Raw genomic sequence first — 15,654 nt, forward strand, 5'->3', positions numbered from 1 at the left:
GGAGTTGGTGTCTCGGCATGCTGCAACGCGCCGTCGCTCCATGATGTTCCAGCGAGCGGCGTCGACGCCAATTCGGCGACCGTGAAATCACTCACCCCGGCCGCGGCGTTCGATGGAAAATGGGTTGGCTGAAATCGCACAGCTATGTCACAGTCTCGGTTGATGTGACGGTATCGCGGCAGTTAAAGCTGTGTGTATCGCATAGCTAGCAAAACCATATTGCGGTGACTTGGACTTCGCTCGCAATCGGGTTTCGGCGGCTACAGTGGTCGCATGGGTCGTAGCGGTGCAAACGCCGAGCGCGCCGGGGTGCGCCGCGTTGGCTGAGTACCGCCTGGACGACCTGGCGCGCATCTCCGGTGTCAGTGCCCGCAACATCCGGGCCTATCGCGAGCGGGGTCTGCTCGACCCGCCGCGACGAGTCGGTCGGTCGGCCTACTACGACGACTATCACCTGTCGCAGTTGAAGACCATCAATCAACTGCTCCGCCGCGGGTTCACCTCCGCGCACATCGCGGAGTTCTTCACCAGCATGCGGCAGGGCGCCGATCTCGCCGACATCCTCGGCATCCAGCGGGCAGTGCTCGGCCCGCGGGCAGGCGAACCAGCCTCGCGGGCGCCGAGCGACCCGGGGGCCGCCACCCTCGACGCCGATTCCGAGGAGGCGCGCAAGCTGATCGACTACGGCATCGCCGACGTGGTCGACGGCGAGGTGGTGCTGAGGGACAGCGAGATCGGAGCCATCGTCGCGCGCAGCACGGAACCCGTCCTCTACGCGCGGGCGATAGTGCGCATGTTGGAAGCGACCCGGGACTCCATCGACGCCGTCGCCGTCGATCTCGTTCACACGCTGGAGGCGTTGTACGAGTCACGGTTCGGCGCGCGGCATGTGCCCAAGCCGGAACAGATGGCGGAGGTGAGTCGCATCGTGCTGGACTATCGCGATCTGGGCGACAAGGTGGTGGCCGACAGGGTGCGCGAGGCCGTGCGCGAACGTTTGGTCACGGCCGTCTCGGAGTTCACCGCGGGCATCTTGCTGGGCGGCGACTCGACAGAGCAGTAGCGGCTACACCCTCGTCGCGGCCGGGTCGCCACCGAACCGCTGGGCCAGCCACACCGGAATGATCGCGACGACTGTGAGCGCGGCAGCGACCACGTTGATCACGGGAGCCTGGTTGGGGCGGAACAGGTTTCCGAAGATCCAGATCGGCAGTGTCTGGACCGTCGGGCCCGCGGTGAAGGTGGTGACCACGATCTCGTCGAAGGACAGCGCGAAGGCCAGGATGGCACCGGCCAGCAACGCGCCCCGCATCATCGGAAACGTCACGTACCGAAACGTCTGCCACGGTGATGCGCCGAGGTCGGCCGACGCGTCCTCGAAATGGGTGCCAAGGCGCCGCAACCGGGCCTGGATGTTGTTGAAGACGATCACGATGCAGAACGTGGCGTGGCCGACGATCACGGTGGCCAGGCCCAGTGTGACGCCGAGCGCCGAGGTGAACGTCGCGTTGAGTGCGATGCCGGTGACGATGCCGGGCAACGTGATCGGCAGCACCACGAGGAAACTCACGACGTGGCGGCCGAAAAAGTCGTAGCGCTGCACGGCGAACGCGGCCATCGTGCCGAGCACGAGCGCGACCGCCGTCGCGCCGAGGCCGACCAACGCCGAATTGGCCAACGACGTCCACATGCCCTGGCTGTTCGCCGCGTCGATCCACCACTGCAATGTGAAACCGCTTGGCGGGAACGCGAACGTCCGCGACGCGTTGAACGCGTTGATCACCACCAGAAGCAGTGGGGCGTAGAGGAAACAGAGTACGAGGATCACCCACACCCGTACCGCTCGTCGCGCCGGCGTCGACAACATCACACGTTCTCCAGTGCACCGGTGCGTCGCATCGCCAACAGGTACGCGATGATCGCGATCAGCGGAATGATGGAAAGGGCCGCCGCAAGCGGTTGGTTGTTGGCGGTGACGAGTTGGCCGTAGATGATGTTGCCGAGCATCTGGGTCTTGCCGCCGACGATCGTCACCGCGATGTAGTCGCCCATCGACAACGAGAACGTGAAGATCGAGCCTGCCGCGATACCGGGAAACACCAATGGCGCCACCACCATTCGCAGCGTCGAGGAGTCCGAGGCGCCGAGGTCGGAGCTGGCGTCGATGAGCGCGTCAGGCACGCGTTCGAACGCGGCGAACACCGGGATCACCATGTAGGGCAGCCACAGATACGTCAGCGTGACCACGGTGGCGGTCAGTCCGTAGCCCGGGCTGTACCCCGTCGCCCACGCCATCGGCCCCTCCGGGGAGAACAGCATTCGCCACGCGTAGGCCTTGACCAGATAGCTCGCCCACAGCGGGGTGGTCACCGCGACCACCAACGCCAGTCGCACCCGCGGTGACGCGATCTTGGCCATGTAGAACGCCAGCGGCACCGCCAGCAGCGCACAGAGCACCGTGACGGCCAACGCGATCGCCACGGTGCGGACCGTGGCGATGCGGAACACCGCCTCGGTCGCGACGTGCACGACGTTGTCGCTTGTGAATTCGCGCACCACCGCGCCGGTGAAGGTGTCGGTGGTCCAGAACGCCGAAACAAGCAGCACCGCAAGCGAACCCAGATACGCCAAGAGCAGCCACGCCAGTGGCGGAACGAGCAGGAACGCCAGCGATAACCGGTGTTTCAGCCCTTGATCTGCTGCCACTTGTCGACCCAGTCCTGATAGGCCGTGCAATTGTCGCCGCTGCCGTCGACGCAGTGCTTCTGCGGCGTCGTCCAGTAGTGGATCTCTGCGGCGAACTTCTCATCGGTGGCGTGGTAGATGTCGCAGAAGTCCTTCTGGGTGGTGTGTTCACATGCCTTCGTCTGCGCGGGCGCCTCGCCGAAGTACTCGGCGACCTGGGCGTTGACCTCCGGTGAGGAGATCCAGTCCATCCACTTGTACATGCAGTTCGGATGTGCGGCCTTCGACGACACCATCCAGGTGTCGGACCATCCGGTGGCGCCTTCCTTCGGTAGCACCGTGTTGACCTGAACCTTGTTGTCGGTGCCGATCGTGTTCGCGATCACCTGCCACGTGGTGCCGATGACCGACGTCCCCGACTCGAACGCCTGCACCTCTTTGGTGTAGTCCGACCAGTACTCGCTGATGTTCTCGCGCTGCTTCTTCAGCAGATCGACTGCGGCGTCGAGTTGTTCGGGCGTCAGCGAATACGGGTCCTTGATGCCGAGATCAGGTTTCGTCTTCGACAGGTACAGCGCCGCGTCGGCGATGTAGATGGGGGAGTCGTAGGCGGTCACCTTGCCCTTGTACTTGCCCGCGTCGTCGAACACCGCCGACCACGAGTTCGGTGCATCGCGCACCACGTCGATGTTGTACATCAACAGGTTGGCGCCCCACCCGTGCGGAATCCCGTACATCTGGCCGTTCACCGAATTCCACGGCTTGTCCTTCAGGAACGACGAAATGGTCGCGTAGTTGGGCACCAGATCGGTGTTCACCGGCGCCACGTCACCGGCGTAGATCAACCGCAACGTGGCGTCGCCGGAGGCGGACACCCCGTCGTACTGACCGCTGCGCATCAACTGCACCATCTCGTCGGAGGTGTTGCCGATCTTGACGTTGACCTTGCAGCCGGTCTGCTGTTCGTACGGGGTCACCCAGTCGACTTTGGGGTCGTTGGAACCGTTTTCGGCGTAGCCGGCCCAGGCGATCAGGTTGAGCTGGCCTTCGCCGTTGCCCACTGCCGACAAGGGCTCCATCTTCGGCGGCGACTGGCCGTTGCCGCCACCGGCCTCCTGCGATTTCGAGCAGCCGGTGAACCCCAAAACCAGGGTGACGCAGGCGACGAGCGCAAGGCCGAGTCGCGCGGGCGTGGATGTCATGACTACTCCTCGCTTTTCAGTTGATGAACGGCCTTTTCGGGCCAGGCCAACGTGATTGGTGTGCCATGGTGCAGGTCGGGCGGCAGCCAGGTGCTTGCCGTCAGTACGGTGGCGGTGAGTGTTACGTCGGGCGCGGCGACCGCAGCGATGCGAGTGGTCGGGCCCGCGTAGATGACCTCGGACACGGTGGCCTCGACCGTCCGCACGCCGGGCACCGGATCGGTGCCGGGCCGGAACACCCCGATGCGTTCGGGCCGGATGACGAACATGCCGGGCCTGCCCATCAGCGCCTCGGCAGCCGCGCCGTCGAGCACGTTGGAGGTGCCGACGAAATCGGCGACGAAGCGGTTGGCGGGATTCTCGTACACGTCGCGGGCGACGCCGATCTGCTCGATCCGCCCGTCGTTGAAAACGGCCAGCCGATCGCACAACGTCAGGGCCTCGTCCTGGTCGTGGGTGACGATGACGAACGTGATGCCCACTTCGCGCTGGATCGACTTGAGTTCGACCTGCATCTGCTCGCGCAGCTTCATGTCGAGTGCGCCCAGTGGCTCGTCGAGCAGCAGCACCCTGGGCCGGCCTACCAACGCACGGGCCAGAGCCACCCGCTGCCGCTGACCCCCCGACAACTGGGCGGGCCTGCGCGACGCGTGGCCGGTCAGGCGCACCATGTCCAGCGCGTCGGCGGTGCGGCGCCTGCGCTCGGCCTTCGGCACGCCCTTGACCTTCAGCCCGTATTCGACGTTCTGCGCCACGGTCATGTGCGGAAAGAGCGCGTACTCCTGGAACACCGTGTTGACGTCGCGGTGGCGGGCAGGCAGCGCGGTGACGTCGACCCCGCCGAGCTTGATCACGCCCCCGGTGGGCTGCTCGAACCCGGCGATCATCCGAAGCACCGTGGTCTTTCCCGAACCCGAGGGGCCCAGGATCGCGAACAACTCGCCGTCGGCCACCCTCAGGTCGGCGCCCTCGACCGCCACCACGTCGCCGAACGTCTTGCGGACCCCGACCAGCTCGATCTGCGGATCGTCAACCGCAACAGTCGCATTCACAGGCTGTGAGCTGACCGTCGGCGAGGGCATGGCTCATCGTAGGAATTCATCGGTGCGGGCGCATCGTGAACGCGGATTTCGTGATCGAGGCCGTGGCGGACCACTGGTTCCGTATCCGCGAGACTGTAGTTGTCGCGCAGCCCACTCGAACTTCCGCGCGGTAACTCCAGTCTCGCGGCGCAGGGTCCCTTACGAATCTTGATACAGATGTGACCAGTGGCGTTGAGGTGAAAATTGATGCTCCTGTCATATTCTGTGGCACGTGGCAGTATCCCGGCGCGACGTGCTCAAATACGCCGCCGTGGCGCCCGCCGTGCTCGGTCTCGGCGCGGGCCTGCAGGCGGTTTCGCCGGCGCAGGCCTCGGCCGCGCCGCTGGGCATCCTGCTGGACTACGCGGCGGGGGTGATCAGGGCCAACGATCTGCGGGCATCCGGTGCGCTCGGCGCCATCCGCTACGTCTCCGACCGGCGCCCAGGCGGGGCCTGGATGCTGGGCAAGCCCATCCAACTGCCCGAGGCGCGTGACCTGTATCAGAACGGGATGAAGATCGTGTCCTGCTACCAGTACGGCAAGCAGGACACCGCGGACTGGCTGGGCGGGCAGAGCGCCGGGATCGCACATGCCAAGCGGGGCTGGCAGTTACACGTCGCGGCGGGCGGTTCGTACGGCGCGCCGATCTACGCGTCTATCGACGACGACCCCAGCTACGACCAGTACAAGACGCAGGTCGCGCCGTATTTGCGGGGCTGGGAGTCGGTGCTGGGACATCAGCGCGTCGGGGTCTATGCCAACTCCAAGACCATCGACTGGGCGCTGCAGGACGGGCTGGGTTCCTATTTCTGGCAGCACAACTGGGGCTCACCGAAGGGCTTCACGCACCCCGCCGCACACCTGCATCAGGTGGAGATCGACAAGCAGAAGGTGAGCGGCGTCGGGGTGGACATCAACCACATTCTCAAGCCGCGATTCGGCCAATGGGACTAAACCTTACCGATCAGTAAGCAAAGTCAGCAAACTTCTTCCGGTAGCCAGCGGTCGTGGGGAGACAGAATCGCCTCGGTTGTCGACTCTGCTTGCCACGACGCCGCTGCCCGGAGAGCGCAGAATTTTTACATAACGATTACATAACAATACTGCCTTGATCTGCGCTGTTGTCCTTACTCAACCGTAACCACCCGCCAACAGGACGTTTGTCCCGCATGCCTTCGGGCCGAATGCGGGCCGGTGTTACCGAACCTCCGGTTACCCATGCGTAGAACTCGCCAGTAACCATTTGGGGCGCGAAAATGGTGCAGTCTCTTATGACACTCTTAGTACGGCTGGAGAGGCTTGGAGCGTCCAGTAGGACGCGCGCGACCCAGCCGGGATTCGACGCCGAATCGCCCGACCTGCGCAGCGTAAGCGCGGGCCATCCGAGAGTTCCAAAGACGACAGCCGCAGACGACGAGCGATACGCGCGAGACAGCAGCGAGGGAGATAACGAGACGTGACGATCAATGAACAGAGCAGGGTGACCACCGGCCGCCACGCCGCCAGCGAGAACACCGACGCGTTTCCCTCTGCATCTGCCCTGGTCGATCGTTTGAATGCAGGAGAGCCTTATGCGGTCGCCTTCGGCGGCCAGGGCGGCTCCTGGCTGGAGAACCTGGAGGAGCTGGTCAGCTCCGCGGGCATCGAATCGGAGTTGAGCGAGATCGTCGGTGAGGCCGCGCTGCTGCTCGAACCGGTGGCCCGCGAACTGGTCGTGGTCCGGCCCATCGGCTTCGAGCCGCTGCAGTGGGTCCGTGCGCTGGCCGCCGAGGAGAAGCTGCCCACCGCCAAGCAGCTGATGAGCATCGCCATCTCGGGCCCGGGCATCCTGCTGACCCAGATGGCCGCCACCCGCGCCGTGATCCGGCAAGGCCTCGACCTGTACGGCACCCCGCCCGTGGCCATGGCCGGGCATTCGCAGGGCATCGTGGCGTGCGAGTCGCTCAAGGCGCAGGGCGCCCGCGACGCCGAGCTGCTGGCGATCCTGCAGCTGATGGGCGCCGCCGGATCGCTGATGTCGCGCAGGCGGGGAATGGTCGGCCGCGGCGACAAGTCGCCGATGGTCTCGGTCACCAACGCCGATCCCGAGCGCATCGCCGAACTGCTCGAGGAGTTCTCGCAGGACGTCCGCACCGTGCTGCCGCCGGTGTTGTCGATCCGCAACGGCAGGCGCTCCGTCGTCATCACCGGCACCCCCGAGCAGCTCGGCCGCTTCGAGCTGTACTGCAGCAAGATCACCGAGAAAGAAGAAGCCGAGCGCACGAACAAGATCCGTGGCGGCGCCGTCTTCTCGCCCGTGTTCCACGGCATCCAGGTCGAGGTCGGCTTCCACACGCCGCGGCTCGCGCCTGCCGTCGACCTGATCGACGAGTGGGCCGCTCGCACCAGCATCGATCCCGAACTCACCCATCACTTCGCCGAGGCCGTCTTCGTCAAGCCCGTCGACTGGGTGGCCGAAATCGAGCGGCTGCACGACTCCGGCGCGAAGTGGATCGTCGACCTGGGTCCGAGCGACACCGCTACCCGTGTCACCGCGCCGGTGGTCCGCGGCCTCGGCATCGGCCTCGTTCCCGCAGCAACGCGGGTGGGTCAGCGCAACCTGTTCACCGTTGGCGCCGAGCCCGAGGTGCCGCCAGCCTGGTCGAGCTACAAGCCGACCACCGTCAAGCTGCCCGACGGCTCGGTGAAGCTGTCGACCAAATTCACCCGGCTGACCGGACGCTCGCCGATCCTGCTCGCGGGCATGACCCCGACGACCGTCGACGCCAGGATCGTCGCGGCGGCCGCCAACGCGGGCCACTGGGCCGAGCTGGCAGGCGGCGGCCAGGTCACCGAGGAGATCTTCGAAGACCGCATCGCCGAGCTGACCCAGCTGCTCGAGCCGGGCCGCGCCGTGCAGTTCAACTCGCTGTTCCTCGACCCGTACCTGTGGAAGCTGCAGGTGGGCGGGAAGCGGTTGGTGCAGCGCGCCCGTCAGTCGGGCGCCCCGATCGACGGCGTCGTCGTGTCGGCCGGCATTCCCGACCTCGAGGAAGCCGTCGACCTGATCGACGAGCTCAACAGCGTCGGCATCAGCCACGTGGTGTTCAAGCCGGGCACCATCGACCAGATCAAGTCGGTCATCAACATCGCCGCCGAGGTGCCTGGCAAGGACGTCATCGTGCACATCGAGGGCGGTCGCGCAGGCGGCCACCACTCGTGGGAGGACCTCGACGACCTTCTGCTCGCCACGTATGCCGAGCTACGCAAGCTGTCCAACATCACCGTCTGCGTCGGCGGCGGCATCGGCACCGCGGAGCGGGCCGCCGAGTACCTGTCGGGCGCGTGGGCCGAGGAGTACGGATTCCCGGCGATGCCCGTCGACGGCATCCTGGTCGGCACCGCCGCGATGGCGACGCTGGAGTCCACCACCTCGCCCGCGGTCAAGCAGAGGCTGGTCGAGACCACCGGCACCGACCACTGGATCAGCGCAGGAAAAGCCAAGGGCGGCATGGCTTCCAGCCGCAGCCAGCTCGGCGCCGACATCCACGAGATCGACAACGCCGCCTCGCGGTGCGGCCAGCTGCTCGACGAGGTGGCCGGGGACGCGGACGCTGTTGCCGACCGGCGCGACGAGATCATCGCCGCGATGGCCGCCACCTGCAAGCCGTACTTCGGCGACATCGGCGACATGACCTACGCGCAGTGGCTGCGTCGTTACGTCGAGTTGGCCATCGGCGACGGTGACAGCACGGCCGACACCAAGCTGCCGAACAGCCCGTGGCTGGCCGACACCTGGCGCGACCGGTTCGAGCAGATGCTGGAGCGTGCCGAGGCCCGGCTGCACCCGCAGGATTCCGGCCGCATCGAGACGCTCTTCAATGACGTTGCGCTGCTTGACAATCCGGACGAGGCAATCGCCACGCTGGTGGCGCGTTACCCCGAGGCCGAGACACTCAAGCTGCACCCGGCCGACGTGCCGTGGTTCGTGACGCTGTGCAAGCTGATCGGCAAGCCGGTCAACTTCGTCCCGGTCATCGACAAGGACGTGCGCCGCTGGTGGCGTAGCGACTCGCTGTGGCAGGCGCACGACGCCCGCTACACCGCCGATCAGGTCTGCATCATTCCCGGCACGCAGTCGGTCGCGGGCATCACCCGCGTCGACGAGCCGGTGGGTGAACTGCTCGACCGCTTCGAGCAGGCCGCCATCGACCACGCGCTGGCCACCGACGGTCAGCCGGTCGCGGTGGTCTCCCGCCGCCAGGCCCGCGCCGACATCACCGGTCCGCTCGCGGTGGTGCTCGACTCGCCCGACGTGTTGTGGGCCGGTCGCACCGCGATCAACCCGGTGCACCGCATCGGTGCGCCCGACGAGTGGCAGGTCAACGAAAACCGCAATGCCACCCACCCGTCCACGGGTGCCCGGCTGGAGCTGGCAGGCGATGCGGTGACGCTGAGCGTTCCACTGTCCGACATCTGGATCGACATCCGCTTCACGCTTCCCCCGTGCACGGTCAACGGCGGTATGCCGGTCGTCACTGTCGAGGACGCGTCGACCGCGATGCGGTCGGTGTTGGCGATTGCCGCCGGCGTGGACGGACCCGACGCGCTTCCGCCCGTGCAGGACGGCACCGCCACCGTCACCGTCGACTGGGACCCCGAGGCCGTCGCCGACCACACCGGCGTCACGGCAACGTTCGGGGCGCCGCTGGCGCCGGGCTTGACGCTGGTGCCCGACGCGCTGGTCGGGCACTGCTGGCCCGCGGTGTTCGCCGCGATCGGGTCGGCCGTGACCGACGACGGCTTCCCCGTCGTCGAGGGCCTGCTGAGCCTGGTGCATCTGGACCACGCCGCGCACCTGCTGACGGCGATGCCGAAGACCAAGGCCGAATTGACGGTCACCGCAACGGTTTCCGCGGCCACCGACACCGAATACGGCCGGGTGATCCCGGTCTCGGTGATCATCAGGGACTCGGCAGGCGCGGAGCTGGCGACGCTCGAGGAGCGGTTCGCGATCCGCGGCCGCACCGGCACCGCCGAGTTGGCCGACCCGCCGCGCGCGGGCGGTGCGATGACCGACAACGCGACCGACACGCCGCGGCGCCGTCGCCGTGACGTCACGGTGCCTGCACCGACCGACATGAGCGCGTTCGCCGTGGTGTCCGGGGACCACAACCCGATCCACACCGACCGCGCCGCCGCGCTGCTGGCCGGTCTGAAATCGCCCATCGTGCACGGCATGTGGCTGTCGGCCGCCGCGCAGCACGTCGTCACCGCGACCGACGGCAAGCCGGCTCCGCCCGCCCGTGTCGTCGGCTGGACGTCGCGCTTCCTTGGCATGGTGATGCCCGGCGACGAGATCGATTTCCGCGTCGACCGCGTCGGAATCGACCGTGGCGCAGAGATCATTGAGGTCAGTGCGAAAGTCGCCGGTGAACTGGTGATGTCGGCCACCGCGCAGTTGGCCGCCCCGAAGACCGTCTACGCGTTCCCCGGCCAGGGCATCCAACACAAGGGCATGGGCATGGAGGTCCGCGCGCGGTCCAAGGCCGCCCGCAAGGTGTGGGACGCCGCCGACAAGTTCACCCGTGACACGTTGGGTTTCTCGGTGTTGCATGTGGTGCGCGACAACCCGACCAGTCTGATCGCCAGCGGTGTGCACTACCACCACCCGGACGGCGTGCTGTTCCTGACGCAGTTCACCCAGGTCGCGATGGCAACCGTGGCCGCGGCACAGGTGGCCGAGATGCGTGAACAGGGCGCGTTCGTCGAGGGTGCGATCGCGTGCGGCCACTCCGTCGGTGAATACACCGCGCTGGCATGCGTTTCCGGCGTCTACGAGTTGGAGGCGCTGCTGGAGGTGGTGTTCCACCGTGGCAGCAAGATGCACGACATCGTGCCGCGTGATCACCTCGGCAGGTCCAACTACCGACTGGCCGCGATCCGGCCGTCGCAGATCGACCTCGACGATGCCGACGTCAAGCAGTTCGTCGCCGACATCTCCGAGCGCACCGGAGAATTCCTGGAGATCGTGAACTTCAACCTGCGCGGCTCGCAGTACGCCATCGCAGGCACCGTGCGCGGTTTGGAAGCGCTCGAGGAAGAAGTCGAGCGGCGACGCGAGATCACCGGCGGCAAGCGGTCGTTCATCCTCGTGCCGGGCATCGATGTGCCGTTCCACTCCTCGGTGCTTCGGGTCGGTGTCGCCGACTTCCGGCGCTCGCTGGAGCGGGTCATGCCGCGCGACCAGGATCCCGATCTGATTGTCGGCAAGTACATTCCGAACCTGGTGCCGCGGCCGTTCACGCTGGACCGCGACTTCGTCCAGGAGATCCGGGACCTGGTACCCGCCGAGCCGCTCGACGAGATCCTCGACGACTACGACACGTGGCGGAACGAGAAGCCGGCCGAGCTGTGCCGCAAGATCGTCATCGAGCTGCTGGCGTGGCAGTTCGCCAGCCCGGTGCGCTGGATCGAAACCCAGGACCTGCTCTTCATCGAGGAGGCTGCGGGCGGTCTCGGCATCGAGCGGTTCGTCGAGATCGGCGTCAAGTCGGCGCCGACCGTCGCCGGGCTTGCCACCAACACGCTGAAGCTGCCCGAGTATTCGCACAACACAACGGAGGTGCTGAACTCCGAGCGCGATGCGGCCGTGCTGTTCGCGACCGACACCGACCCCGAGCCCGAGGACGACGGCGACGAGACGCCGGCCGCCCCTGTTGCGGAGGCAGCCCCCGTCGAGGCGGCTCCGGCTGCGCCCGTGGCACCTGCGGCACCTTCGGGTGGCCCGCGCCCGGATGACCTCGGCTACGACGCCGCCGACGCCACCATGGCGTTGATCGCGTTGTCGGCGAAGATGCGCATCGACCAGATCGAGCCGCTGGATTCGATCGAGTCGATCACCGACGGTGCGTCGTCGCGGCGCAACCAGCTGCTGGTCGACCTCGGCTCCGAGCTGAATCTCGGCGCCATCGACGGTGCCGCAGAAGCCGATCTGGCCGGGTTGAAGGGACAGGTCACCAAGCTGGCCCGAACCTACAAGCCGTTCGGCCCAGTGCTTTCCGACGCGATCAACGATCAGCTGCGCACGGTGCTCGGCCCGTCCGGCAAGCGTCCGGCCTACATCACCGAGCGGGTCAAGAAGACCTGGGAACTCGGTGACGGCTGGGCCAAGCACGTGACGGTCGAGGTGGCGCTGGGCACCCGCGAGGGCTCCAGCGTCCGCGGTGGTGAGCTGGGCGGCCTGCACGACGGCGCGCTCGCCGACGCGGCCACCGTCGACAAGGTCATCGACGCCGCCGTCGCGGCGGTCGGTGCCCGCCAGGGTGTTCCGGTGTCGCTGCCATCGGCAGCAGGCGGCGGTGGCGGCGTGGTGGATTCCGCCGCGCTCGGCGAGTTCGCCGAACAGGTCACCGGCCGCAACGGCGTGCTCGCCTCGGCGGCCCGCATGATCCTCGGCCAACTCGGCTTCGACACTCCGGTCCCTGTGCCAGAGGCCACCGACGCCGAGCTCATCGACCTGGTCACCGCCGAACTCGGTTCGGACTGGCCGCGATTGGTGGCCCCGGCGTTCGACGGCCGCAAGGCGGTGCTGTTCGACGACCGCTGGGCGAGCGCGCGTGAGGACCTGGCAAAGCTGTGGGTGCTCGACGAGAGCGAGATCGACGCCGACTGGCAGCGGCTGTCCACGCGGTTCGAGGGTGCCGGCAATGTCGTTGGCACGCAGGCGACATGGTGGCAGGGCAAGGCCCTGGCCGCGGGCCGCAACATCCACGCCTCGCTGTACGGCCGCGCCGCGGCGGGTGCGGAGAACCCGGGCAAGGGTCGCTACACCGACGAGATCGCCGTCGTCACGGGTGCGTCGAAGGGATCGATCGCCGCATCGGTGGTGGCGCAACTGCTCGACGGCGGTGCGACCGTGATCGCGACGACGTCCAAGCTCGACGACGACCGGTTGGCGTTCTACCGCAACCTGTATCGCGACAACGCCCGCTTCGACGCGAAGCTGTGGGTGGTGCCCGCGAACATGGCCTCCTACACCGACATCGACAAGCTCGTCGAGTGGGTCGGCACGGAGCAGACGGAAAGCCTTGGGCCGCAGTCGATTCACCTCAAGGACGCGTTGACGCCGACGCTGCTGTTCCCGTTCGCGGCGCCGCGGGTGGCCGGCGATCTGTCCGACGCCGGGTCACGTGCCGAGATGGAGATGAAGGTGCTGCTGTGGGCCGTGCAGCGGCTCATCGGCGGGCTGTCGCACATCGGTGCGGAACGCGATATCGCCGCGCGTCTGCACGTGGTGCTGCCCGGTTCGCCGAACCGCGGCATGTTCGGCGGCGACGGCGCATACGGCGAAGCCAAGGCCGCGCTCGACGCGGTGGTGTCGCGGTGGAAGGCCGAATCGTCATGGGCGCAGCGGGTTTCGTTGGCGCACGCCCTGATCGGCTGGACCAAGGGCACCGGCCTGATGGGCCACAACGACGTGATCGTCGACGCGGTCGAAGAGGCGGGCGTGACGACGTACACCACCGACGAGATGGCGAGCATGCTGCTGGGCCTGTGCGACATCGAGTCCAAGGTCGCCGCTGCCCGTGAGCCGTTGCAGGTCGATTTGACCGGCGGGCTCGCCGAGGTGGAGCTCGATCTGGCCGAGCTGGCCAGCAAGGCCCGCGAGGACATGCTGGGCGAGGCGGCCACAGAGGAGTCCGACGAGGAGGGCACCATCCGTGCGCTGCCGTCGCCGCCGCGCGGCTACCAGGCCGCACCGGCGCCGGAATGGGACGACCTCGACGTCGACCCGGCCGATCTGGTCGTGATCGTCGGCGGCGCCGAACTCGGCCCGTACGGCTCGTCGCGGACCCGCTTCGAGATGGAGGTCGACAACGAGTTGTCGGCGGCGGGCGTGCTCGAGCTGGCGTGGACCACTGGCCTGGTCAAGTGGGAAGACGACCCGACACCGGGTTGGTACGACACGCAGACCGGCGAGCTGGTCGACGAGGGTGAGCTGGTGGAGCGCTATCACGACGCCGTCGTCGAGCGCGTCGGTATCCGCGAGTTCGTCGACGACGGCGCGATCGACCCCGATCACGCTGCGCCGCTGCTGGTTTCGGTGTTCCTCGACAAGGACTTCACGTTCGTGGTGTCGTCCGAGGAGGAGGCGCGTCAGTTCGTTCAGTTCGATCCGGAGCACACCGCCATCGCACCGGTGCCGGACAGCGGCGACTGGCAGGTCACCCGCAAGGCGGGCACCGAGATCCGGGTGCCGCGCAAGACGAAGCTGTCCCGCACGGTCGGCGCGCAGATCCCCACCGGGTTCAACCCGATGGTCTACGGCGTCACCCAGGAGATGATGAACTCGATCGACCGGTTGGCGATCTGGAACCTCGTCACCACGGTGGATGCGTTCCTGTCGGCGGGATTCACGCCGACAGAGCTGATGCGCTGGGTGCACCCCAGCCTGGTGGCCAACACCCAGGGCACCGGCATGGGCGGCATGACGTCGATGCAGACCATGTATCACGGCAACCTGCTCGGCAGGAACAAGCCGAACGACATCCTGCAAGAGGTCCTGCCGAACGTATACGCAGGACACGTCGTTCAGTCCTACATCGGCAGCTACGGCGCGATGATCCATCCGGTCGGCGCGTGCGCGACCGCGGCGGTGTCGGTCGAGGAGGGCGTCGACAAGATCCGGCTGGGCAAGGCGGACTTCGTCGTGGCAGGCGGTTACGACGACCTGACGCTCGAGGCGATCATCGGCTTCGGTGACATGGCGGCGACCGCCGACACCGAGATGATGCGCGCCAAGGGCATCAGCGACCGGAAGTTCTCGCGTGCCAACGACCGACGCAGGCTCGGCTTCGTCGAGGGCCAGGGCGGCGGCACCATCCTGCTGGCCCGCGGCGACCTCGCATTGCAGATGGGTCTGCCGGTGCTGTCGGTGATCGGCTACGTGTCGTCGTTCGGCGACGGTGTGCACACGTCGATTCCGGCACCGGGCCTCGGTGCGCTGGCCGCCGGCCGCGGCGGTCGCGAGTCGCAGCTGGCGCGTTCGCTCGCCAAGCTCGGCGTCGGCCCCGACGACATCGCGGTGGTGTCCAAGCACGACACCTCCACGCTGGCCAACGATCCCAACGAGACGGAGCTGCACGAGCGGCTCGCCGACGCGATGGGCCGCTCTGCGGGGGCACCGCTGTTCGTGGTGTCGCAGAAGAGCCTGACCGGTCACTCGAAGGGTGGCGCGGCGGCCTTCCAGATGATGGGGCTGTGCCAGATCCTGCGCGACGGCGTCATTCCGCCGAACCGCAGCCTGGACTGCGTCGACGAGGAGATGGCCACCGCGGCGCATCTGGTCTGGTTGCGCGACACCCTGCGGTTGGGCGACAAGTTCCCGCTGAAGGCGGGCCTGATCACCAGCCTTGGGTTCGGTCACGTGTCCGGTCTGATCGCGTTGGTGCACCCGCAGGCATTCATCGCCTCGCTGAGTCCCGAGCAGCGCGCGGATTACCAAGCGCGGTTCGAGGCCAGGGTGCTGGCCGGTCAGCATCGGCTGGCATCAGCGATCGCGGGCGGCCCGTCGCTGTACGAGAGGCCTGCCGACCGCCGGTTCAGCCACGAGGCGCCGGAGAAGCGGCAGGAGGCCGAGATGCTGCTCGATCCCGAGTCGAGGCTGGGCGACGGCGACGTCTATGCATGGTGAGATAGCGTC

7 protein-coding genes are annotated in these 15,654 nt (G+C 67.2%); 3 read left to right on the top strand and 4 right to left on the bottom strand.

All coding sequences use genetic code 11. The features are described from left to right. The first annotated feature begins 319 nt into the window (after window positions 1-319). Complete coding sequence (locus C1A30_RS01395; RefSeq protein ID WP_101946622.1) at window positions 320-1,063, top strand: MerR family transcriptional regulator; 744 nt, start codon at window positions 320-322, stop codon at window positions 1,061-1,063. Between the two features lie 3 nt (window positions 1,064-1,066). Here the strand turns inward: C1A30_RS01395 and C1A30_RS01400 are convergent, their stop codons facing one another. Genes C1A30_RS01400 through C1A30_RS01415 form a run of 4 tightly spaced genes read right to left on the bottom strand, consistent with a single transcriptional unit; the run spans window position 1,067 to window position 4,969 of the window. Beyond that, window positions 1,067-1,867: an ABC transporter permease gene (locus C1A30_RS01400; RefSeq protein ID WP_101946492.1), complete on the bottom strand. Its 801-nt coding sequence runs from the start codon at window positions 1,865-1,867 to the stop codon at window positions 1,067-1,069. Further along, entirely contained in the window at window positions 1,867-2,706 is an 840-nt protein-coding gene (locus C1A30_RS01405) for an ABC transporter permease (RefSeq protein WP_101946493.1), read from the bottom strand. The genes C1A30_RS01400 and C1A30_RS01405 overlap by 1 nt, the downstream gene beginning before the upstream one ends. Beyond that, the gene (locus tag C1A30_RS01410; RefSeq protein WP_200828126.1) at window positions 2,685-3,887 is read right to left on the bottom strand and encodes an ABC transporter substrate-binding protein; all 1,203 of its coding nucleotides are present in this window, start codon (window positions 3,885-3,887) and stop codon (window positions 2,685-2,687) included. Before C1A30_RS01410 ends, C1A30_RS01405 begins: the two co-directional genes overlap by 22 nt. Window positions 3,888-3,889: 2 nt before the next feature. Further along, window positions 3,890-4,969, bottom strand: coding sequence for an ABC transporter ATP-binding protein (locus C1A30_RS01415; RefSeq protein ID WP_101946494.1), 1,080 nt, complete (start codon window positions 4,967-4,969; stop codon window positions 3,890-3,892). Between the two features lie 232 nt (window positions 4,970-5,201). Between C1A30_RS01415 and C1A30_RS01420 the strand changes: the two genes are divergently transcribed. Both C1A30_RS01420 and C1A30_RS01425 read left to right on the top strand, forming a co-directional pair. Beyond that, window positions 5,202-5,924 (top strand): DUF1906 domain-containing protein, encoded by a 723-nt coding sequence (locus tag C1A30_RS01420; protein WP_101946495.1) that lies wholly within the window; start codon window positions 5,202-5,204, stop codon window positions 5,922-5,924. A 502-nt stretch (window positions 5,925-6,426) separates the two neighbouring features. Further along, window positions 6,427-15,645, top strand: coding sequence for a type I polyketide synthase (locus tag C1A30_RS01425; RefSeq protein WP_101946496.1), 9,219 nt, complete (start codon window positions 6,427-6,429; stop codon window positions 15,643-15,645). Window positions 15,646-15,654: the final 9 nt, after the last annotated feature.

Source organism: Mycobacterium sp. 3519A (assembly GCF_900240945.1).
Classification (GTDB): Bacteria; Actinomycetota; Actinomycetes; order Mycobacteriales; family Mycobacteriaceae; genus Mycobacterium.